19 protein-coding genes and 1 tRNA gene are annotated in these 21,547 nt (G+C 61.7%); 7 read left to right on the forward strand and 13 right to left on the reverse strand.

From position 1 onward, the window contains the following. Window positions 1-15: 15 nt before the first annotated feature. The 4 genes from clpB to GMO_RS12930 form a co-directional block, all read right to left on the reverse strand. Window positions 16-2,622 carry an ATP-dependent chaperone ClpB gene (gene clpB, locus GMO_RS12915; protein ID WP_008852888.1) on the reverse strand — a complete coding sequence of 869 codons (2,607 nt, stop codon included), beginning with the start codon at window positions 2,620-2,622 and terminating at the stop codon, window positions 16-18. Between the two features lie 92 nt (window positions 2,623-2,714). After that, window positions 2,715-3,809, reverse strand: coding sequence for an aldo/keto reductase (locus tag GMO_RS12920; protein ID WP_008852889.1), 1,095 nt, complete (start codon window positions 3,807-3,809; stop codon window positions 2,715-2,717). Between the two features lie 248 nt (window positions 3,810-4,057). Next, window positions 4,058-4,711 (reverse strand): glutaredoxin 2, encoded by a 654-nt coding sequence (gene grxB / locus GMO_RS12925; protein ID WP_008852890.1) that lies wholly within the window; start codon window positions 4,709-4,711, stop codon window positions 4,058-4,060. Between the two features lie 67 nt (window positions 4,712-4,778). Continuing rightward, window positions 4,779-5,363 (reverse strand): YqgE/AlgH family protein, encoded by a 585-nt coding sequence (locus GMO_RS12930; protein WP_008852891.1) that lies wholly within the window; start codon window positions 5,361-5,363, stop codon window positions 4,779-4,781. Between the two features lie 71 nt (window positions 5,364-5,434). Here GMO_RS12930 and GMO_RS12935 point away from each other — a divergent pair, with 71 nt between their 5' ends. Continuing rightward, complete coding sequence (locus tag GMO_RS12935; RefSeq protein ID WP_008852892.1) at window positions 5,435-6,190, forward strand: SDR family NAD(P)-dependent oxidoreductase; 756 nt, start codon at window positions 5,435-5,437, stop codon at window positions 6,188-6,190. After that, window positions 6,180-7,079: a PPK2 family polyphosphate kinase gene (locus GMO_RS12940; protein ID WP_008852893.1), complete on the forward strand. Its 900-nt coding sequence runs from the start codon at window positions 6,180-6,182 to the stop codon at window positions 7,077-7,079. The genes GMO_RS12935 and GMO_RS12940 overlap by 11 nt, the downstream gene beginning before the upstream one ends. 75 nt (window positions 7,080-7,154) lie before the next feature. Here GMO_RS12940 and GMO_RS12945 read toward each other — a convergent pair whose 3' ends face one another. Together GMO_RS12945 and GMO_RS12950 are read right to left on the reverse strand one after the other, a co-directional pair. After that, the gene (locus GMO_RS12945; RefSeq protein ID WP_008852894.1) at window positions 7,155-8,951 is read right to left on the reverse strand and encodes a DEAD/DEAH box helicase; all 1,797 of its coding nucleotides are present in this window, start codon (window positions 8,949-8,951) and stop codon (window positions 7,155-7,157) included. Window positions 8,952-9,099: 148 nt separating this feature from the next. After that, window positions 9,100-9,750, reverse strand: a complete 651-nt coding sequence (locus tag GMO_RS12950) for a class I SAM-dependent methyltransferase (RefSeq protein ID WP_008852895.1) — start codon at window positions 9,748-9,750, stop codon at window positions 9,100-9,102. 83 nt (window positions 9,751-9,833) lie between these two features. Between GMO_RS12950 and dapF the strand changes: the two genes are divergently transcribed. Genes dapF through ftsY form a run of 3 tightly spaced genes read left to right on the forward strand, consistent with a single transcriptional unit; the run spans window position 9,834 to window position 12,853 of the window. Further along, window positions 9,834-10,607 (forward strand): diaminopimelate epimerase, encoded by a 774-nt coding sequence (gene dapF, locus GMO_RS12955; RefSeq protein ID WP_040509768.1) that lies wholly within the window; start codon window positions 9,834-9,836, stop codon window positions 10,605-10,607. Further along, window positions 10,604-11,803 (forward strand): MiaB/RimO family radical SAM methylthiotransferase, encoded by a 1,200-nt coding sequence (locus tag GMO_RS12960; RefSeq protein WP_008852897.1) that lies wholly within the window; start codon window positions 10,604-10,606, stop codon window positions 11,801-11,803. The genes dapF and GMO_RS12960 overlap by 4 nt, the downstream gene beginning before the upstream one ends. 60 nt (window positions 11,804-11,863) lie before the next feature. Continuing rightward, window positions 11,864-12,853: a signal recognition particle-docking protein FtsY gene (gene ftsY, locus GMO_RS12965; protein ID WP_040509747.1), complete on the forward strand. Its 990-nt coding sequence runs from the start codon at window positions 11,864-11,866 to the stop codon at window positions 12,851-12,853. A 24-nt stretch (window positions 12,854-12,877) separates the two neighbouring features. On the opposite strand, the gene GMO_RS12970 is transcribed toward ftsY, so the two are convergent. From GMO_RS12970 to argC, 7 genes are all read right to left on the reverse strand, one after another. Next, window positions 12,878-13,348 (reverse strand): hypothetical protein, encoded by a 471-nt coding sequence (locus GMO_RS12970; protein WP_008852899.1) that lies wholly within the window; start codon window positions 13,346-13,348, stop codon window positions 12,878-12,880. 9 nt (window positions 13,349-13,357) lie between these two features. After that, window positions 13,358-15,328: a serine/threonine-protein kinase gene (locus GMO_RS12975; RefSeq protein WP_008852900.1), complete on the reverse strand. Its 1,971-nt coding sequence runs from the start codon at window positions 15,326-15,328 to the stop codon at window positions 13,358-13,360. Between the two features lie 96 nt (window positions 15,329-15,424). After that, window positions 15,425-16,714: an adenylosuccinate synthase gene (locus tag GMO_RS12980; RefSeq protein WP_008852901.1), complete on the reverse strand. Its 1,290-nt coding sequence runs from the start codon at window positions 16,712-16,714 to the stop codon at window positions 15,425-15,427. 55 nt (window positions 16,715-16,769) lie between these two features. Continuing rightward, window positions 16,770-17,909, reverse strand: coding sequence for an ATP phosphoribosyltransferase regulatory subunit (locus tag GMO_RS12985; RefSeq protein ID WP_008852902.1), 1,140 nt, complete (start codon window positions 17,907-17,909; stop codon window positions 16,770-16,772). Further along, a complete protein-coding gene (locus GMO_RS12990; RefSeq protein ID WP_008852903.1) occupies window positions 17,906-19,063 on the reverse strand; it encodes a phosphoserine transaminase in 1,158 nt (385 codons plus the stop codon). The genes GMO_RS12985 and GMO_RS12990 overlap by 4 nt, the downstream gene beginning before the upstream one ends. A 59-nt stretch (window positions 19,064-19,122) precedes the next feature. Continuing rightward, window positions 19,123-19,206, reverse strand: a tRNA-Leu gene (locus GMO_RS12995). Window positions 19,207-19,265: 59 nt separating this feature from the next. Continuing rightward, window positions 19,266-20,165 (reverse strand): N-acetyl-gamma-glutamyl-phosphate reductase, encoded by a 900-nt coding sequence (argC, locus tag GMO_RS13000; RefSeq protein ID WP_008852904.1) that lies wholly within the window; start codon window positions 20,163-20,165, stop codon window positions 19,266-19,268. Between the two features lie 197 nt (window positions 20,166-20,362). Between argC and mazG the strand changes: the two genes are divergently transcribed. Then, on the forward strand, window positions 20,363-21,142 hold the full coding sequence (gene mazG / locus GMO_RS13005) for a nucleoside triphosphate pyrophosphohydrolase (protein ID WP_040509750.1): 780 nt from the start codon (window positions 20,363-20,365) through the stop codon (window positions 21,140-21,142). A gap of 127 nt (window positions 21,143-21,269) precedes the next feature. Next, window positions 21,270-21,521, forward strand: coding sequence for a hypothetical protein (locus GMO_RS13010; RefSeq protein ID WP_008852906.1), 252 nt, complete (start codon window positions 21,270-21,272; stop codon window positions 21,519-21,521). Window positions 21,522-21,547 lie beyond the last annotated feature (26 nt).

The raw sequence follows: 21,547 nt of genomic DNA on the forward strand, positions 1-21,547 counted from the left end.
TATTCGATATCCGACTTACAGATCGTCTGAGGTCACAGGCTTCCCATCAATGGTCAGAGCCTTGTCTTCCGACGAAACCTTGACCTCTTCCCCATCATGGATGGAACCATCCAGCAGCATTCCAGCAAGCGGATTCTGAAGGCTGCGCTGGATCACACGCTTCAGGGGACGGGCACCATAAACCGGATCGTATCCTGCTTCCGCCAGCCACTCAGTGGCTTTCTGATCCAGATCCAGTGTGATCTTACGATCTTCCAGCAGCTTCTGCAGACGCCCGATCTGGATTGTGACGATACGGTCCATGTCTACCCGTTGGAGACGGGAGAACAGAATGATTTCGTCCAGACGGTTCAGGAATTCAGGACGAAAGTGACTGCGGACCACTGCCATAACCTGCGCCCGGACAAGATCCGTCGATTCTCCATCCGGCTGATTAGCCAGAATGTCAGAACCAAGGTTGCTGGTCAGGATAATGATAGTGTTGCGGAAATCCACGACACGTCCCTGCCCGTCTGTCAGACGGCCATCATCCAGAACCTGAAGAAGGATATTGAAGACGTCTTCATGTGCCTTCTCCACCTCATCAAACAGGATGACCTGATACGGACGGCGACGGACTGCTTCAGTCAGAACGCCACCTTCATCATATCCGACATACCCCGGAGGGGCGCCGATCAGACGGGAGACAGCATGTTTCTCCATGAATTCGGACATATCGATCCGGAGAAGTGCCTTCTCATCGTCAAATAAGAACTGGGCCAGTGCCTTTGCAAGTTCGGTCTTGCCCACACCTGTCGGACCCAGAAACAGGAACGACCCGATAGGACGGTTTGGATCCTGCAATCCGGCACGGGCACGCCGCACGGCATTGGAAACGGCAACAAGAGCCTGCTCCTGACCGACAACGCGCTCACGCAGCACATCTTCCATGCGCATCAGCTTGGCACGTTCACCTTCCAGCATCCGGTCCACCGGCACACCAGTCCAGCGGGAAACAACGGCTGCCACACCCTGATCTGTCACGGTGTCCGCGAACAGACCACTCTTGGATGCAGCGTCTTCCTCTTCCTGGGCCTTGGCGATCTGTGCTTCAAGCTGCGGAATCGCGCCATACATCAGCTCGGAAGCCTTGCCGAGATTGCCCTGACGCTGAGCCACCTCAACATCTGACCGCGCCGTATCCAGTTGTTCCTTGAGTTTCTGGATGGCGTTCACACGATCCTTCTCGGCGTGCCAGTCCGCACTCATGGCGTTGGACTGCTCCTCCAGATCTGCCAATTCGGCTTCCAGAGCAACCAGTCGGTCTTTCGACGCAGTGTCGTCTTCCTTGCGAATGGCTTCTCGCTCGATCTTGAGCTGAATGATGCGGCGATCCAGTTCATCCAGCGCTTCAGGCTTGCTGTCGATCTGCATCCGCAGGCGGCTTGCCGCCTCATCGATCAGGTCAATGGCCTTGTCCGGCAGGAAGCGGTCCGTGATATAGCGGTTGGACAACGTAGCGGCTGCGACAATGGCATTGTCCGTGATGCGGACGCCGTGGTGCAGCTCGTACTTTTCCTTGATTCCACGCAGGATGGAAATCGTGTCCGCGACAGAGGGTTCACCCACGAAAACTGGCTGAAAACGGCGAGCCAGAGCGGCATCCTTCTCGATGTACTTGCGGTATTCATCGAGGGTGGTCGCACCGACGCAGTGCAACGTTCCGCGGGCCAGTTCCGGCTTGATGAGATTGGACGCATCCATCGCGCCATCGGAGCGTCCGGCACCGACCAAGGTGTGCATTTCGTCAATGAACAGGATAATCTCGCCTTCGGCGGCTTCGATCTCCTTAAGGACGGCTTTCAGGCGTTCCTCGAACTCACCGCGATATTTCGCACCTGCGATCAGCGCACCCATGTCGAGCGACATCAGCTTCTTGTTGCGCAGGGCTTCGGGAACGTCACCGTTGACGATGCGCAGGGCCAAACCTTCCACGATGGCGGTCTTGCCGACGCCCGGCTCACCGATCAGGACGGGATTGTTTTTGCTGCGACGGGCGAGAACCTGAATGGTCCGGCGGATTTCCTCATCACGCCCAATGACGGGATCAAGCTTGCCAGCCTGCGCTACCGCCGTGACATCACGGGCGTATTTCTTCAGCGCATCGAAGGTGTTTTCAGCAGAGGCGCTCGTGACGGTCCGGCCCTTGCGGATTTGCGCAACGGCGCGTTCCAGCGCTGCGGCATCGGCCTTGCCCTGAGCCAGAGCCTTGCCGGCGGGAGTGTTGCTGGCGGCGATGGCGATCAGAAGACGGTCCTGCGCGACATGGCTGTCACCGGCAGCTTTCGCAGCGGCTTCGGCGGAATCCAGCAGGCGAACAAAATCCGGAGTTGCCTGTGGCTGACCAGCGCCACCCCCCTGAACCTGAGGTAGTTTGGCAAGAGCGGCATCGTTGGCCTGCTGCACGACCTTGGGATCACCCCCTGCCGCGCGGATCAGGCCGGAAGCGGCGCCCTGTTCGTCATCCAGCAGGGCCTTGAGCAGGTGCTCCGGCGTCAGCTGCTGGTGATAGTCACGGAGCGCAATGGTCTGTGCGGCCTGAAGAAAGCCCTGACTGCGCTCGGTAAACTTCTGAATGTCCATTCTTCAAATCTTCCTTTTATGCCCCGTTCCGGCAGCATGGATGGGTAGGCCGCCCCTTTGAGGCAGCGGCCTTTTGATTAATATTTAGGCAGTCATTTTTTCGTTTCAAGGGCTTCCTTCTGCTGAAGATCCCGAACCCGCTTGGCAGGACCATGTAGCACCATGTCCGCGGGCGACAGCCGATCGAAGGCATTCCGCTGTTGGTGCCAGTAGGGGTAGATCAGGTCCGGCGCGCTCACGTCATCCAGGCGCTGGACCTGTTCGCGGGTCAGGCGCAGGGAGGCGGCGGCCAGATTGTCGAGAAGCTGGCTTTCCTTGCGGGCGCCGAGAACAAGGGACGTGATGCCCGGCTTGTGCAGCGTCCAGGCCAGGGCGACGCGCGCCGGAGAGACACCATGTTCTTCCGCGACCTGAACCAGAACCTCGATGGTGTCATAGAGTTTGTCCAGATTGCGGACTTCCGGTTCCGGCCAGCCGGAGATGCGGCGGCTATCTTCCGGGGTAGCCTTGCCGCGGCGGTATTTGCCAGTCAGCAGACCGCAGGCGAGCGGGCTCCAGACCTGCACCCCCAGTCCCTGATCGACGGCCAAAGGGAGAAGTTCGTATTCAGCGTCGCGGGATTCCAGGGAATAATAGATCTGCTCACTGACCGGAACGACGAGGCGGTCACGCTCGGCGGCGGAGATAAGTTTCATGGACTGCCAGCCCGCATAGTTGGAAATGCCGGCATAGCGGATCTTGCCGTGGTCACGCAGGGTCTGAAGGGCTTCCAGCGTTTCCTCGACCGGAGTCAGGCCATCCCATTCATGCAGGTAATAGAGGTCGATGTGGTCTCGGCCCAGCCGACGAAGGCTGTCCTCGCAGGCATTGAGGATATGATGGCGGGACAGGCCTTCCTCGTTCGGGCCCTTGCCGGTCGGGAAGCGGACCTTGCTGGTGACGAGCAGTTCGCGGCTGCGCCCCTGGAGTACGCGGCCGAGGATTTCTTCCGCCTCGCCACCCGAGTAAGCATCGGCGGTGTCGAACATGTTGACGCCGTGTTCAACGCAGATATCCACCATTCGGGTGGCTTCAGCGATATCAACATTACCGGTGGCTGCGAAGTTGCCCTGTCCGCCGAATGTGACGGAACCGAAATTCAGGGCTGAAATCTTGAGACCGGAACGACCAAGCTGACGATACTGCATATCTTCGGACTCCTCCTGCTTGAGACATGTCTTGATACACAACACCCCATCCCGGGATCAGTCCCGGTAGAAACCGGTTTTCTCGCCGGAAAGTGAGCAGTAGCCCATCTCTCATGCAGGAACTATGTCCACAGGAAGCGCCGGGGTCCATGACCGAAGTCAAAACCGGATCCGGTCTCGATGCCTCCGGCCTTCAGGACGATGGCATCATGCCGCGAAGGCCAGGCTATCCGAAGCGGGCCGGATTTTCAGGCAGCGAAACCATCGAAAAGTCCGACATTAGAGAGCTCGCTCATGGACTGGCGATAGGCTTCCACTTCCAGTGGATAACGGACGCCCTTGATGATCGACAGGCTGTGCAGCTGGGCGAAGAGATGGATGTCGTCGGTCGAAAGAGTCCCGTTGACAGCTTCGGGAGAGCGGATCATGGGCGCCAGTCTCTCCAGATGCCCGTTCAGTTCCGCAAGTTCCGCCGTGCCATCTTCCAGAAGGGCGCTGAATGATCCGACGCCCGGTTCCTTGCGGCGGATAAAGCCCGCCCGTGCCGAAGTCGTGTCAAATTCCGGCAGAGGCGCGGAGGCTGCGCGGGGCAGGAACAGGCGATAAAGGGGTTTTGCGGAAGCGTGAATCCAGTCCGCGATTTCCGGCCGGACCGGCCCCGTCAGGACCGGGGACCCGATCGCGTCAATATGCGCCACGATGTCCATGCTCTCGGCCATGAACCGGCCGTTTTCCTCAAGAATGGGGACAATCTTGCGACCGACCATGCTGACCGGGCCGTCAACATCGTCATTCAGGAAGATACGCCGTTCGTAGGGGATCTTCTTGAGGCCGAAAATCATCCGTGCCTTCACGCAGAAGGGACAGTGTTCGTAAACATGCAGGATATAGGGTGTACTCATGGGGAGATCCTTGCCGGCGGGAAGGCGGTTTGGCTACCCCAGAGCGCAATGAAACCGGGATGGTTGCTCATGCCTCTCCGCTGGTCGTGGAGAAAAGGAGAGGATCAATGTCGATTGTGGCCAAAGCCTTCCGCCATTTTGCGGAATGGTCCGTTCCGAACACGATATCGTCACTGGATGGGGCGACGAACCACGCGCTGTCACGCAGGATTTCCTCTTCCAGCTGACCCGGCCCCCATGCGGCATGTCCGAGCGCCATCAGGGCCCGTTTCGGCCCCTGCCCGACGGCCAGTTCGCGCAGGATGTCCAGACTGGCGGTCAGGGTGGCTTCATCGTTTACGCCCAGACTGCCCTCGCCCGCCCAGTCCGGGGAGTGCAACACGAAACCGCGTTCGGAATCGACCGGGCCGCCCACACAAAGTGCAATCCGTCGTTCCGGCGGGTTTGGCTCGATCCCGAGCTGCGCGAACAGGTCATCCAGCCCCGGCTGCGAGAGCCGTCGGTTGATCACCAGCCCCATTGCGCCATCCTCGAGGGAATGGGCACAGAGATAAATGACCGACTGCGCGAAGGGCGTGTCAGCCAGATGAGGCGCAGCCACGAGAAGCTTGCCTGTCAGGTTGTCATTCTGTCCGGCGAGTGTTTTCTTCATTCTGCAAAGATGGGTGCATCCCCACCTGCATTGCAAGCGTTGCCGTCCGAGACAGCTTATGGAGGTTCCCCATGTCCCTTACCGTCCTCGTTACCGGAGCGACCGCGGGCTTCGGCCATGCCATCGCCAGCCGCCTCATTCATGAAGGGCACCGCGTCATCGCCACGGGCCGACGACAGGACCGGCTGGATGACCTGCGCGGGAAACTGGGAGAGAACCTCCTGCCGTTCCGGCTCGACATGACAGACCGCGCGGCGCTGCGGGCATTGCTCGGCAGCCTGCCAGAAGGATGGCGGGAGATTGACGTCCTGGTGAACAATGCCGGTCTGGCTCTGGGAATGGAGGTCGCACAGGACGCAGAACCCAATAACTGGGAGACCATGATCGCCACCAATGTTTCTGGCGTTGTGGAACTGACGCGCGCGATTCTGCCCGGTATGGTCGAACGGAATTCCGGCTATGTGATTGCGCTTGGCAGCACGGCAGGAACCTATCCTTACAAGGGTGGCAACGTGTACGGGGCGACAAAAGCCTTCGTTCACCAGTTCACCCAGAACCTGCGCACGGATCTGCTCGGGACGCGCATCCGTGTCACGAACATCGAACCCGGGCTCTGCGGCGGGAGCGAGTTCAGCCAGGTGCGGCTGAAGGACACCGACAAGGCGGCGTCCGTTTACAAGGACACGACGCCACTTACACCGGAAGACATTGCCGAGACCGTGTCATGGCTGGTGCGTCTCCCCTGGCATGTGAACGTCAATCATCTGGAGATGATGCCTGTCTGTCAGGCTTCGGGCGGACTGGCGGTGAACCGTCATGTCGGCTGACAGGATCGGACTTCCATCACAGCTGTTCATCACGAACGGAAAGAACTTCAACCTTTCTTCCATTTCCACCAATGACAAGCTGGGCCGCCAGAAAGCCGCCTCCAGGACGCGCATCCGGGACTGCGTGGACCGGATGCGGATCCTTCAGCAGCGTCTGGCCGCCTATGCCACGCATGGAATTCTGGTCGTGCTTCAGGGCATGGATGCGGCGGGCAAGGATGGTGCCATCCGTCATGCCTTTTCCGGACTCAACCCGCAGGGCGTGCATGTTAAATCCTTCAAGGCGCCGTGGGGCGAGGAAAAGCTGCACGATGATCTGTGGCGCATCCACAAAGCGGTGCCCGCGCGCGGGGAAATCGGAATTTTCAACCGCAGCCATTATGAGGACGTACTTGTCGAGCGCGTTCATCCGGACATGGTCCGCGCCCGGGGGCTGGACCCGGATCAGCCTCATTTCTGGGACAACCGGCTGGCGGATCTGCGCGGTTTCGAGACTTATCTGCGCCATCAGAACATTCTGGTTCTCAAGATCTTCCTGCATGAATCACGGGAAAAGCAGCGCCAGCGGCTGCTCAGACGGCTTGAAATGCCGGAGAAACGCTGGAAATTCAGTGCGTCCGATCTGAAAGAGCGTGAATTCTGGCCGCATTATTCAGCAGCGTATGAAGAAGCCATCCGGGCGACGGCCACACCGGAGGCGCCATGGATTGTCGTGCCGGCCGATCACAAATGGCTTGCACGGGTTCTGGTAGCGGAAACGCTCCTGGCCACACTGGAAGGGCTGCATCTGAAAGAGCCGGATGAAAAACTGTCCGATACCCTGAAGAGCGCTCAGGACGCCCTTCTGGCGGAAGCGCCGTCAAAGACTGACAAACCGTCCAAAAAATAGGCCCGTTCATGAAAAAGCCCCGCCGGGATGGATCTCCCGGCGGAGCTTTTCAGCAGGGTGTCAGCCCTGGTGGGTTCATGAACGACGCTTGCGGGTCGAACCTTCTCCCTTCGGGTTGGGGCCAGACTTTGTACGGCTGAAACCGCTGCCGCCGCGCCCCTTGTAACCGCCACCGCCGCTGCGAGGGCCGCCACGGAAGCCACCGCCGCCACCTGGACGGGCGCCGAAGCGCTTGCCTTCACCCGGGTTGCGGCCACGGTTGCCATAGCTGCCACCGGCCGGAGCTTCGGACGGCTCGATCTGCACTTCGTCAGCCTCGGCACCAGCGAGGCAGGATTTGAAGCGGGCGACACTTTCATCGGCGATCTGGAAATAGGTCTGGTCCTGATCGATGCGGATGCTGCCGATTTCCCGCTTCTGAACGCTGCCAAGGCGGCAGATCAGGGGAATCAGCCATTTCGGATCGGCCCGTTCGGAGCGACCGACGCTCATCTTGAACCACTCGCCGGACATGACGCGCTCTTCACGCGGGGCACGCTCGCCACGCTGCGGCTGTTCCACCGACAGCGGACGGATTTCCTCGACCTTGGGCAGACGGGCGCGGTACAGCCCGACCAGTGCAGAAGCAAGCTTCTTGGCGTCATACGCCTCGGCCAGCTTCGTCACCAGTTCGTCGGACGTCTCTTCCGGCGCATCCTTCAGGATCGGGTCTTCCATCAGGCGCTCATTGTCCTGGGCGGCGATCTGCTGGGCCGTGGGGACCGGGCTCCATTCCGCGTCGATCCGCGCGAGGGACAGCAGGCGCTCGGCACGGCGGCGCTGGTTCAGCGGCACCATGATGACACTCGTGCCCTTGCGACCCGCACGCCCTGTACGACCGGAACGGTGCAGCAGCGTCTCGGACGCACTCGGAATACTGGCGTGAATGACGAGGCTCAGGGCCGGCACGTCAATGCCACGGGCCGCCACGTCGGTCGCGACGCAGACGCGGGCCTGACCGGACCGGAGGCTCTCGATGGCACGGCTACGCTCGTTCTGTCCCATCTCGCCTGAAATGGCGACGGAGGCAAAACCACGCGCCAGCAGGGCGGCCTGCACCTGCCCGACCATCATGCGGGTATTGCAGAACACCATGGCCGTCGGGCTCTCGTAATAACGGAGCACGTTGATGAGGGAGCGCTCGATCTCCTGCGGCTGCGTCAGAACGCAGCGATAGGTGATGTCGGAATGCTGTTTTGCACCCGAGACCGTGTCAATCCGCTCGGCGTTCTTCTGGTACCGGCGCGCGAGGGCAGCGATGTCACGGGCGATCGTGGCGGAAAAGAGCAGCGTGCGGCGCTCGGCCGGGGCGGCGTCCAGCAGCTTTTCCAGTTCGTCACGGAAGCCCATGTCGAGCATTTCGTCGGCTTCGTCGAGAACGACGCAGCGCAGGCCGGACAGATCCAGCGCACCACGGTTCAGATGGTCGCACAGGCGGCCGGGCGTACCGACCACGATATGGGCACCACGGTTCAGGTCCCGCGCCTCACGCCGCGCATCGGTCCCGCCGATGCAGCTTGCGATACGGGCGCCGGTCTCGGCGTACAGCCATTCCAGTTCAGACTGGACCTGCAGGGCCAGTTCACGTGTGGGAGCAATGACAAGGGCAAGCGGATGGGGTGCGGGCGGAAGGCGGTCCGCGTCACCCAGCAGGGTCGGCGCCATGGCCAGACCGAAGGCAACCGTCTTGCCCGAACCCGTCTGAGCGGAAACCAGCAGGTCGCGCTCTTCCAGCCCTGGCTTCAGAACTGCTTCCTGAACGGGAGTCGGCTGTTCGTAGCCGCGCGCATCCAGGGCGCGCCGGAGGGCAGGATGGGTATCGGGAAAAGGCATATCTTGATGAACACTCGGCAAACGTCACGCCGACGCCGAAAATGCGGCGGCTGGGATGCCGCTGCATAAAGACTTCCACGCGCGAACGCCAGCAGGAACGCACACCCGATCACATTCTGGGCATATTCTTCCGGCTGACTATGGTTTTTCAGGTACGGCTCTTACGGCCAATCACAGCCCGGACGGTATCGCGCCAGGCGGTCAGGTCTTCTGGCGGAACCACCTCTCCCGTGTCAAGCTCAATCAGCCCGGCGCGTGACAGAAGCACGCTCACCAGACGGACGCGGTCTTCCGGTTCGAGCGCCTGCCACATGGCCACGGCTTTCTGGCGGTAAAACTGGTCCGAGAAGGTGACGATCAGCGGCGAACCCGGCTTCAGGACGCGCACGACCTCGGTCAGGACCTCCAGCGGGTGCGTTAAATAGGCGATGCCATCACACAGGGTCACGGCGTCAAGGCTGTCATCCTCGAAGGGCAGGACAGGCGTTTCATTCAGATCCTGGACGATGCGTTCTGTCAGCACCGGATTCGCGTCCAGTGCCGCTTTCGAGACTCCCAGTCCGGCAACGGCCTCAAAACGCGCCTCTTCCGGATAATGGCTCAGTGATCCCGCCATCAGGTCAAGCACCCGCCCTCCGACCGGCAGGGACGTCTGGTACAGGGCGGTCACGGCAGTGCGGGCGCCCATGTCCATCAGCGAATCCGGCATACGCTGGGCGTAGAAGATCGTGTCCGGTTCGTTGTTGGCCCGTGTGAAGGCCGCCGGGTGGAAGCCTTCAGGCTCCTGGGTCGCACTCATGCTTGTCCTCCTGACTGAACCGACGACATGAGGACATGTTCTCCGTGCGTCAACCCGCCGGATGTTTTATGAGAAGCCCCATCATGACGCTCTCCTTCACCAAAATGCACGGTCTGGGCAACGATTTCATCGTCATTGACGGCCGCCAGATTCCGGTTGTCCTGCCAGACAGCCTTATCCGCAGACTCTGTGACCGGCATCTCGGAATCGGCTGTGACCAGCTTGTCCTTCTGTCCCCGGCCACGCTGGAGGGAGCGGACGTGCATGTCCGGTTTTTCAACCCTGACGGTTCGGAGGCTGGCGCCTGCGGCAATGCCTCGCGCTGCGTCGCGCTGTTTGTAGGGAACTCACCCGTTCTTCAGACGCGCGCAGGGCTGCTGCCTACCACGCAGAAGGGGGAACAGTTTGCCATCAACATGGGAGCGGCGCGTCTGGACTGGCAGGACATTCCCCTCTCTCGACCCTGCGATACGCTGCATCTGCCGCTGGAAAACGCGGCGGCCTGTTCCATGGGGAACCCGCATGCCACGCTGTTCGGCGACATCGGGCGCGCCGAAACGCTGGGCCCGGTTCTGGAACGTGATCCGCTGTTCCCCGAGCGGGCCAATATCGGGTTTGCGCAGATCCTGTCCCCGGACCATATGCGTCTGCGGGTCTGGGAGCGGGGAGCGGGTCTGACGCTGGCCTGCGGTTCTGGCGCCTGTGCGGCTGTGGTCAACGCTGTGCGCCGGGGGCTGACAGAGCGGACCTGCACCGTGACGATGGACGGAGGCGATCTCACCATCACTTGGCAGGAGGATGGCACCGTTCTGATGACGGGGCCGGCCACCACCGTTTTCCACGGAACCCTTGCGTGAGCGCTCCTACTGTCCTGACGTTCGGCTGCCGGCTCAATGCGCATGAGAGTGATGGCATGTCCCATCATGCGCGGGGGCAGTCCGACACCATTATCGTCAATACCTGTGCCGTGACTACTGCCGCTGAACGGCAGGCCCGGCAGGCCATCCGGCGCGCTCACCGGGAACATCCGGACGCGAAAATCGTCGTGACAGGATGTGCTTCGGAAATCGATGCTGGCCGATGGGGCGCCCTGCCCGGCGTGACGCGCATCGTACCGAATGCAGAGAAGCTGAAACCGAAGACCTGGGGTGATACGGCTGGCGGGCTCCCTCCCTCCCGCCATGCCCGGGCGCTGCTTCAGGTACAGCAGGGATGCGACCATCGCTGTACGTTCTGCATCATTCCCTATGGTCGGGGCGATTCACACTCCACACCCGTGCCGGAAGCCATCAGCCGGGCGCGGACGCTGGTGGAGGCCGGACATCGGGAAATCGTCCTGACGGGAGTGGACATCGCATCATGGCAGGGTACGGACGGGCGCGGACTGGGCACATTATGCCGCCGCCTGCTGGAGGCCGTGCCGGGAATCGCACGTCTGCGTCTGTCTTCCATCGATCCTGTAGCGCTTGATCCCGAAACCGGAGATCCGGACCTGTGGTGGCTGCTGGAGCATGACGCCCGGCTGATGCCGCATCTGCATCTTTCGTTACAGGCCGGGTCGGACCTGATCCTCAAACGCATGAAACGCCGCCATGACACGGCCCGTGTCGCCGCCATGCTGAGGCGTGTGCGTGCCCTGCGCCCTGATATCGGGGTCGGGGCGGATCTGATCGCCGGATTCCCGACCGAAACGGACGCCCTGTTTCAGGAGACCCTGTCCTTCATCGAGGAACAGGATATCCCTTTCCTGCATATCTTTCCCTACAGTGAACGTCCCGGGACGCCGGCTGCCCGGATGCCTGCGGTGCCCAACGCCCGCAGGCAGGAGCGTGCGTCACATCTCCGCGCCGTCGGGGAAGCCAACAGGGATCGGTTTCTCCGCCGTTTCATCGGTCGGCCCGTCGATGTTCTGGTTGAAACGGCTGAAAGAGGACATTCGGCAGAGTTTGCATCTGTCCGGCTGGAAGGAGCCGTTCCTTCGCGGGGCAGCGTCGTCACTGTCCGGCCCCACGCGGTTGAGAATGGATCACTTGTGGCAGAAATCCCCGCCTGATTCGGTAGCAAATGCGCTCCTGCCCTTGACGTCCGGCCTGACCTGTCCGAACTCCGGGACATGGCTGGATTTTTCTCACGACTCAAACAGGGTCTTTCACGCTCGAGTTCACGGCTCGGTGCCGTGTTCACGCATCGCAAGCTCGACGAAACCGCTCTTGAAGAGCTGGAAGATGAGCTGATTGCCGCCGATCTCGGTCCGGTAGTCGCCGAGCGTGTAATCGAGAGCTTCCGGAGTTCGCGCTTCGGCAAGGATGTCACAAGCGATGAAATCCGGGATGCGCTTGCGACGGAAGTGGCCAGCGTTCTGGAACCGGTCGCCATTCCTTTCGAACCCGATCCGGCAAAAAAGCCGCATGTCGTGCTGGTCGTAGGAGTCAATGGCGTGGGCAAGACCACGACCATTGGCAAGATGGCGCGCCTCTATTCCGAGGAAGGCAAGTCCGTCATGCTGGTCGCGGGCGATACGTTTCGTGCCGCGGCCGTTGAACAGCTTCAGGTCTGGGGGCAGCGCTCCAATGTGCCCGTCATCTCCGGCAAGCATGGCGCAGACGCCGCCGGGCTGGCCTATGACGGCCTCAAACGCGCAACCGAGGAAGGCACTGATCTTCTCCTCATCGATACGGCCGGGCGCCTGCACAACAAGGGTGCGCTGATGGAGGAACTGGCCAAGATCATCCGCGTCATGCAGAAGTTCGACGCCACGGCCCCGCATTCCGTTCTGCTCGTGCTGGACGCCACAACCGGCCAGAACGCTCTTGAGCAGGTCCGGGTGTTCCGCGAACTCGTCAACGTCACAGGGCTGATCGTCACGAAGCTGGATGGGTCGGCCCGGGGTGGCATCGTCGTAGCGCTGGCGGAACAGTTCAAACTGCCTGTGCATATGGTGGGTGTGGGCGAGCAGGCTGAAGATCTGCGTCCCTTCTCCGCGCAGGAATATGCCCGTGGCCTTGTCGGTGGGACGAACGATCTGGCGGCCAAGCTGGTGGAAAGCCAGCAGGAGGCCTCCGAAGAGGCGTTGCCAGAAGCTCCGTCGCACGCCGAAGACTGATCAGGCGGTCATCGGGCGCGTCTTTCAGGATGCGCCCGACGTATCATCCGGAACGCTCCACTCTTTCCGCAGAACGGCGATACGCTTTTCGATGGCCCTGCGCTCACGGCGGGCGACATCCGCGTACCACAGGCGCGTGCCAATGGATGACCCTTCCGCCACCAGCCATGCCGCCCCGACGGCCATCCAGTCCAGCAGCAGCGTCAGGGGTTGCAGAACAAGTTCCAGACAGGTCTGCCAGTCCCCTGCGGAACGCCAGGCCTCCCGCAGGGGATGGACCATGACGGCCCCGACATAGAACATGACCACCATCAAGCGCTGCCGGTCCGCGTCCGGATCGAAAAGACGCAGGAACAGGAGCGGCAACAGCAGCATCAGCATGACCAGCAGGCTGCCTGGCGCATAAGCCAGCAGCAGACCAACAATCAGGCCATGCCACCACTGGAACAGGGGACGTTTTTCTCCTCCCGCAGCGCCAGCCCTAAAAACTGCCATTGTTGCTTCTCACTGACAGAATTCCAGCCAGACACTCGCCATGGCCACGGCGATCCCGGCCAGAAGGGAAAAGAACTCGCCCGCATCCCGCGCGCGCCGGTCATTGATGGTACGCTGCGCCGGCTCCTGCACCAGAAGCTCCTGAAGGTGCAGGATTTCCTCTTCCGCCGCCGCAGCCAGACGCTGGTCTTCCCGCAGGCCGGAGACATCATTTACAATGGACAGAAAGCGCGTCAGATCGCCCCTTTTCGCTTCCCTGACCAGAGCGTCCCGCCGTTTTGCCCGGTTGGTCCGGCTGCGCCACTGGTTCAGTTCTCCTTCCAGCAGGGGAAGCGCGCGTCCTGCGATCGTCCGCAGGGACGTTTTGTCAAAATGACGCTGGGCAGCGGCCATCAGAGTCAGATCGGACAGCCAGAGCGGCAACCCTGCCTTTTGCGCATGCGACAGGGGGATGATGCCGCCTTCCGCATAGTGACTGTCCAGGAAAAGCCGCATCTGCTCATCCAGAAACCCTGTCCGCGCCACAACCTCCTGCGGAAGTTCACCCTCTCCTGTATGGTGTTCAAGCCAGCCCAGCAGACCGCCCGGCAACGAAATCCGGAAGGACAGGCAGCGGGAGGACAGGCAAATCAGATACCTGTTCCAGTCATAGGGGAGGCGACGGACCTGTTCCGTCCCCTGCAAGCCTGCGCGCCGGACATCCATCATGACCCTGTGCATCTGCTCATCCATCAGGTCAGACAGATGCAGCGCTTCGAAAAGATCGGGATTGGAGATCAGAAAGCTGGTCATGTTCTGGATGTTGCGGCTTTCCTCCGGGCCAACGATACCGGTCATGCACTGCACCAGCATCTGTGGCAGGGCATCCGGCCAGAACCATCGACCGCCCCAGAACATGGGTGCGGCCGGGTCGAGGATGGCAATGGCGCGCGTCAGGGTCATGGTCGCGGCATCACCGCCCCGACTGGTGCCTGCTGAGAGAAAAGGGGTACTGATCTGTTCGATCAGACTTCCCATGGCAGAGCGTTCAAGCTCCCGGTAAAGCCACTGCGACACGATCCTGCGCTGAAGAAGGGACGAAAACTCTGCCGGGTACTGCCCCGCATACCAGGCCAGGGCGCGGGGTGTGCGGACCTTTACGCCACCGATGAGCAGAGGCGCGCGGGCAGGAATTTCAGGGTGGATAGTGAACAGTTTGTTGGGCGCAATGGTGCTCAGGTCCCAGGGTGAGGGACGACTGTCCGGCTGATCCGCCAGCATGGCTTCAAGAAGGGAGACCAGCCCGGGCGGGATGTTCTGCCCGTCCATATAGGCTGCTGCTGTCCCCATATCGAAGCGACGCTTCAGGATCTCCACGTCGGACAGTCCCTCAAGAGGCCGTCTGCCCGTGGCGAGCATCAGGATCAGGACGCCGAGGGAGAAAATGTCGCAGGGAAGCGTGCCCTCTCCACGCGCGGCGGGCACGCAGACGGCCGCGGACAGCGGCTCGAACAGGACCGGCTGTTTCTCCGCCGGCGGGGTAAGGCCCAAGGGCCCCAGAATGAGACGGTGAATACCCTGCGCCAGAAACAGGTTATCCGGGCGGATGGCGCGGCAGGGAATGCCGGCATCCTGCAGGGCCTGAAGGAGATTGGCCAATGGACGGATCACGCCGTCGATGAGTTGCCCTTCCGTCCAGATACCGGGCTTGTCAGTCAGGGGCGGTCCGGGTGGATTGGGACAGATGACCCAGAGCGCACCTTCCTGATATTCATAGGCGTGTATCGGAACGAGATTTTCATGCCGGAAGCGCAGGATGTCATCGAGACGCGGCGATGGCGCAACCGGCGCGAGCGCAAGATAGGACGCACCCGAGGCTGAAATATCCTGCGCGGAACAGGCCGGGCAACCACCGAGGCCAGGCTGTTTCCGGTCAGGATTGACCAGATAGCGTTCGGCGATAACGAGTTCAGGACTGTCCGCTCTGTTCTGGTAGGCCATGGGTGTTCTGTCGTCTCCCTCCTGCCCGGTCGCTTATGCCCGACAGGAGTTGAGACTTCGTTAATGCCGGGACCATATCCGGCATTCCGCAAGAGGTCAGTCTTCGAACGGATCCCGCATCAGAATGGTGTCGTCGCGTTCGGGGCTGGTGGACAACAGCGTGACGGGTGCTTCGATCAGTTCCTCGATCCGGCGGACATACTTGATGGCCTGCGCCGGGAGTTCGGCCCAGGAGCGCGCGCCGGCGGTCGTTTCCTTCCAGCCGGGCATCGTTTCGTAAACCGGCTTGACGCGGGCCTGCGCGCCCGGCGCGGAAGGGAAGCTTTCGATCTGCTTTCCATCCAGTTCGTAACCGATGCAGATGGAAATTTCATCCAGCCCGTCCAAGACGTCCAGCTTCGTCAAAGCAATGCCGCTCACTCCACCGACGCGCGCCGCACGCCGGATCAGAACGGCGTCAAACCAGCCGCAGCGGCGGGGACGCCCCGTATTTGTCCCGAATTCATGACCACGCTCTCCGATCAGGCGACCCGTGTCATCGTGAAGTTCGGTCGGAAACGGTCCCTCGCCCACGCGGGTCGTGTACGCCTTGGCAATCCCGAGAACGAAGCCGACCGCTGCGGGGCCCATGCCGCTTCCGGACGCGGCGACGGCGGCGACCGTGTTGGAACTGGTCACGAAGGGGTAGGTGCCGTGATCGACATCGAGCATGACCGCCTGCGCACCCTCGAACAGGATGCGGCGACCCGCGCGGCGGGCTTCATCCAGACGGTCCCAGGCCTGGCAGGAATAGGGCAGAAGCCGGGGCGTGATCTCCGTGAGGAAGTCCCTGAGCTGCTCCTTGGTGAAGGTCTCGGCGCCCAGACCGGCCAGCAGCGTATTGTGATGCAGGAGGAGTTCGTCCAGCTTCCAGTCCAGTGTTTCCGGCTCTGCCAGATCGCAGATCCGGATGGCGCGGCGCGCGACCTTGTCTTCGTAGGCCGGACCGATTCCGCGGCCTGTCGTGCCGATCTTATGGTCGCCACGGGCCGCTTCACGGGCACGGTCGAGCGCGCCATGCACCGGCAGGATCAGAGGTGCGTTCTCGGCGATCCACAGCGTTTCCGGCGTGACGGTCAGGCCCTGCGCCGTCACACGGTCGATCTCGGCCATGAGAGCTTTCGGATCGACGACGACGCCATTGCCGATCACACCGATCTTTCCCCGTACGAGACCCGATGGCAGCAGGGACAGCTTGTAAACCTGATCGCCTACGACGAGCGTATGACCGGCATTGTGACCGCCTTGGAAACGGACAACAATATCCGCGCGGCTGGCGAGCCAGTCCACGATCTTGCCTTTGCCTTCGTCGCCCCACTGGGTTCCGATAACGGTGACATTGGACATGAACTGACTTCCTTGATCCTGAAAATTCGTGTGCGGAGGGGTATAACGGGCAGGATCAGAGCGGCTGTGCCGCGCCATCCTGCCAGACATGGGTGCAGCGCAGATGCCGCGCCTCGACCGTCAGATCACTCTCGTGACCGAGCGCCGGGACCGTTGCAAATCCGGCACGATGCAGCGCAATGAGGCTGTCCTGGTCCAGTTCCATCGGCACGTAGCAGCGCGGGCGGGGAGACGGACGGGGTGCTGCCTTCAGCAGGGCCTGCGGACGCAGCGTCAGGCCGCAGGCCGGCTCCTGCCCGGCCAGATAGCGCCCGCCCCGCCCCAGTTCCTCACGCGACGTGTTGGAAAAGACCGTGACGCAGAGGCCGGTATGGTACTGCCAGCCCCGGAAATCGACCGGATCGATGGTCAGACGCAGCGCAGGCATCCGTTCACGAATGACGGCAACGACACCGGCCAGACGCTCGAACTGCGCGCGGCTGGCCGGGGGCCAGTCCAGTGCGGCGAGGATGTCCAGGGCACGGTCTGCCGGGCCGGCGGCCCGCAGCATGACGGCCAGCATCCCCGCGACCGGCCCGCCGAGTTCCGCCACGGCGCTGGCATCTTTGCGGTCCAGTGCGTGGATCAGGCCCTCCCGGTCAACTTCGGAAACGGCACCCTCGATCAGGCCCATCACGAGACCGGGCATGGACAGATCGAAGGACACACCTTCGATCCCGAGTTCCTCAAGGGCTTTCGCACCAAGAATGATGACTTCGGCGTCCGCCTGTGCGGAATCGGGGCCGATCAGCTCGATTCCGGCCTGCGAGACCTGCCGGTCTGACTCGCGTCCCGCCGTGCCGATGACAATGCAGCTTCCGGAATAGGACAGCCTCAGCGGTCGCGGGGCATCCTGAAGACGGACACTGGCGATCCGAGCGATCTGCGTTGTCATGTCGGGACGCAGGGCCATCATGCGATGGCTGTTCGGATCCATCAGGCGGAAGGTCTGGGTTGCGAGGGCCGCACCGGAGCCACTGAGAAGAGACGTTTCGAATTCCAGCATCGGCGGACGGACACGCTCGTAGCCGTGGCGCGAGAATGCCTCCATGACGCACGCGATGCCGCGCGCCTCCGCCTCCGCCTCACCCGGCAGAAGATCGGCGAAACCGGACGGCAGAAGGGCGGTGCTCGGTGTTTCGGAATACAGATTCATCCCGCGAATTCCCGGCGTGTTTCTTCATGGGCCCAGTCAAGCCACGGCAGCAGGCCCCTGATGTCATCCGCGTCCACCGTGGCGCCGCCCCAGATCCGCAGACCGGGAGGAGCATCACGGTAGGATGCAAGGTCATAACCCGCACCTTCCTTGGCCACGAGACCGGTCAGATGCTTGACCGCCCGGCTGCGCGCCTCCGGAGACAGGGCCTCGAACCACGGCGCAGTAATTTTCAGGCAGATGGAGGTCCAGGAACGTTTTGCCTCGTCCTGCGCAAGAAAGGACACCCAGTCCGACGTTTTTACCCACTCCGTCACAACGGACAGGTTCTGCCGGGAGCGGGCTTTCAGCGCGGGCAGCCCGCCGATCTCCTCGGCCCAGCGCAGCCCATCCAGAGCATCCTCGACGCAGAGCATGGATGGGGTGTTGATCGTATCCCCTTCGAAGATGGCTTCGATCAGGCCTTTCCTGTTGGCCAGGCGGAAAACCTTGGGCAGCGCACGGGGCGCGGGCCGGGCCAGACGGGCGGCGGCCTTCGGGCTCAGGGCCACCATGCCATGCGCGGCTTCCCCACCCAGCGCCTTCTGCCAGGACCAGGTCACGATATCCAGCCGATCCCAGGGAAGATCCATTGCAAAAGCGGCGGAGGTGGCGTCACAGATCACCAGCCCCGCATGATCGGCCGGGATGGCACTGGCATCCGGGATGCAGACGCCGGAGGTCGTGCCGTTCCATGTCAGGACGACGTCCCGGCTCCAGTCCACCTGCGTCAGGTCCGGCAGTTCACCATAGGGCGCTTCGAGGACGCGAAGATCTTCAATCCCCAGAACATCCCGCAGGTCCTGCGCCCAGATCCCGGAAAAACTCTCGAAGGACAGGACGTCAATTCCGCGTTCGCCGGCAAGGGACCAGAGGATCATCTCCACCGCGCCGGTATCGGAGGCTGGAACGATGCCGACACGCCAGTCCTCAGGAATACCAAGGACACGCTGCGAGCAGATGATGACGTCCTTCAGACGTGCCCGGCCTTCGGCAGAACGGTGAGACCGGCCCAGCAGGGCCTGCTCCAGTCCCTGAAGGGACCATCCGGGACGTTTGGCACAGGGACCGGAGGAAAAGAACGGGCGGGAGGGCTTAACGGTCGGCTTGGACATGCACGTTCCGGGGCTTGAGCGGTCCTGGGGAGCCTTTCCGGGGTGGAAAAGGCCAGTCATGGTGCGAGAGAGGGGACTCGAACCCCTATGCCTTTCGGCGGTCGATTTTGAGCCGACTGCGTCTACCGTTCCGCCACTCTCGCGTAAGCGGGCAAGACCCTAGTGCATTCGCAACAAAAGGACCAGACCCCTGACGAAGCTATTAAAGGCCCAGCATCAGAAGCAGATTCTGGATAGCCGCCCCTGAGGCGCCCTTCCCCAGATTGTCGAGACGGGCCGTCAGCACGACCTGTTCACCATTATGGTGCACGCGGAGCTCCATCCTGTCCGTATTGGCAAGGGCATCGGCCAGGAGACGTGTCTCCGGAGGCAGGACAAGGACATGCTCGCAGCCCCGGTAAGCCTTCGTGAGCGTGGCTTCGAGATCGCGTGGCGTCGGATAGCCGGGCAGATCCTTCAGATGCAGGGGAATGGAAACGATCATACCCTGCGGAAAGTGTCCGACGGACGGAACGAAAAGCGGAGAATGGGTCAGGCCGGAATAATGCCGGATTTCCGGCAGGTGCTTGTGGTGCAGGTCCAGCCCATACAGGAAAAAGGCGGGACCGCCGTTTTTCTCATGCTCCTCGATCGCCACCCGGCCGGCGCCACTGTATCCCGACACGGCGTTGATGGAGACACGATGGTCTTCCGGCAACAATCCGGCCGTCACCAGAGGATGCAGGAGCGCGATGGCGCCGGTGGAATAGCATCCTGGATTGGCGACGTATTTCGCTGTCCGGATCCTGGCTCCCTGCTGTTCGTCCAGTTCCGGCAGACCATAGACCCAGCCGGGTGCAATGCGATGGGCTGTGCTGGCATCCAGCAGACGCACATTCAGCCCTTCCGCCAGTTTCACGGCTTCGCGGGCGGCGTCATCCGGCAGGCAGAGAATGGCGATATCGGCCTGTTTCAGCAGGGCCCGCCGGGCATCCGCATCCTTGCGCTGGGCTGGATCGATCGACAGGATCTCGAGGTCATATGTGCGGGGAAGAGCCTGAATCCGCTGCCGGATGCCCAGCCCCGTCGTTCCGGCTTCGCCATCAATGAAAATCTTCGCCATTCGCCCAGTCATCCGGTCTGAAAAAATCGGCCTCCGCAATACGGAAACATGATCGGTCGCTTCTCTTTACTCTCTCTTTCCGGCCGCTGTCATCAGCCCTCATGCTTTGCGTCGGAGCGCGCCGGACAGTATGGAAGATGACACGTGCGCTTCACAGCAGTTCCTCCAGAGCAGCCCCCTACAGCAGGATAGTGTTCATGACCCAGCCCGTCCGCCAGATCGACCGTCTTCTGGACATCATGAAGCGCCTGCGCGACCCGCAGAATGGCTGTCCGTGGGATATGGAACAGACGCCGGGTACCATTGCGCCCTATGCCATCGAGGAAGCCTACGAAGTTCTCGACGCCATTGAGCGAAATGACGAAGCTGCCCTGCCGGACGAACTGGGCGACCTGCTTCTTCAGGTCGTTTTCCAGGCGCAGATGGCGGAAGAAGCGGGACGTTTCGATTTCGAAACCGTCTCAGGCATGATTGCCGACAAGCTGGTTCGCCGTCATCCGCATGTCTTTGGAGAAGAAAGGGCCGAAGACCAGAACTGGGAGAACGAGAAGGAGGCCGAACGTCATGGACGGGCGGAATTCGGTGCGCTGGCCGGAGTGGCGCGGCCCCTCCCTGCCCTTCTCCGGGCCGCCAAGCTGTGCAAACGCGCCGCGCGGGTCGGTTTTGACTGGGACGATGCATCCGGTGTGCTGGACAAGATGCATGAGGAAATCGATGAGATGAAGGCGGAGCTTGGGGGAGACCGGGACCGCATCGAGGATGAGCTCGGGGACGTGCTCTTCACGGTGGCCAGCCTGGCGCGGAAACTGGACATTGATCCGGAAGCGGCCCTGCGCCGCAGCAATGCCAAGTTCACCCGGCGTTTCGAGGCCATGGAAGAGGTTTTGGCAGCGGAAGGCCGGACCATGACCGAACAGGATCTTCCCGCACTGGAAGCACTCTGGCAGGCGGTCAAGAAGAAGCCCGGTATGCGCTAAGCCCGTGCTCCTGCATTCCGGGATAGTCCGTGACAGAGAACGCGCCGGCTGAAACCTTCAGAGTCCTGTTCAGGCTTCGTTAACTTTATGACTGGACACTGGAAGCTCCACAGACGGAGTTCACATCATGAGCAGCATTTCCTCCATTTCGGGATCGGCCCTGAGCAGTCTTTACAGCACGTCCGCCAGCAATAGCGGTTCAGGAACATCCTCCTCATCCGGCACGTCCTCCACGCAGGACACGACCAGCACCACAACCAACGCTGACGGATCCATCACGACAACCGTTACGGATTCAGAGGGGAATATCGTGTCCCAGACCATGTCCGGCGGTTCCGGATCGGAGAGTTCCGGTCACGCAGTCAATGTGACAGCCTGATTCATGAAAAGATAACCGGAAGAGGT

Origin of the sequence: Gluconobacter morbifer G707 (assembly GCF_000234355.1) — a bacterium.
Lineage (GTDB): Bacteria > Pseudomonadota > Alphaproteobacteria > Acetobacterales > Acetobacteraceae > Gluconobacter > Gluconobacter morbifer.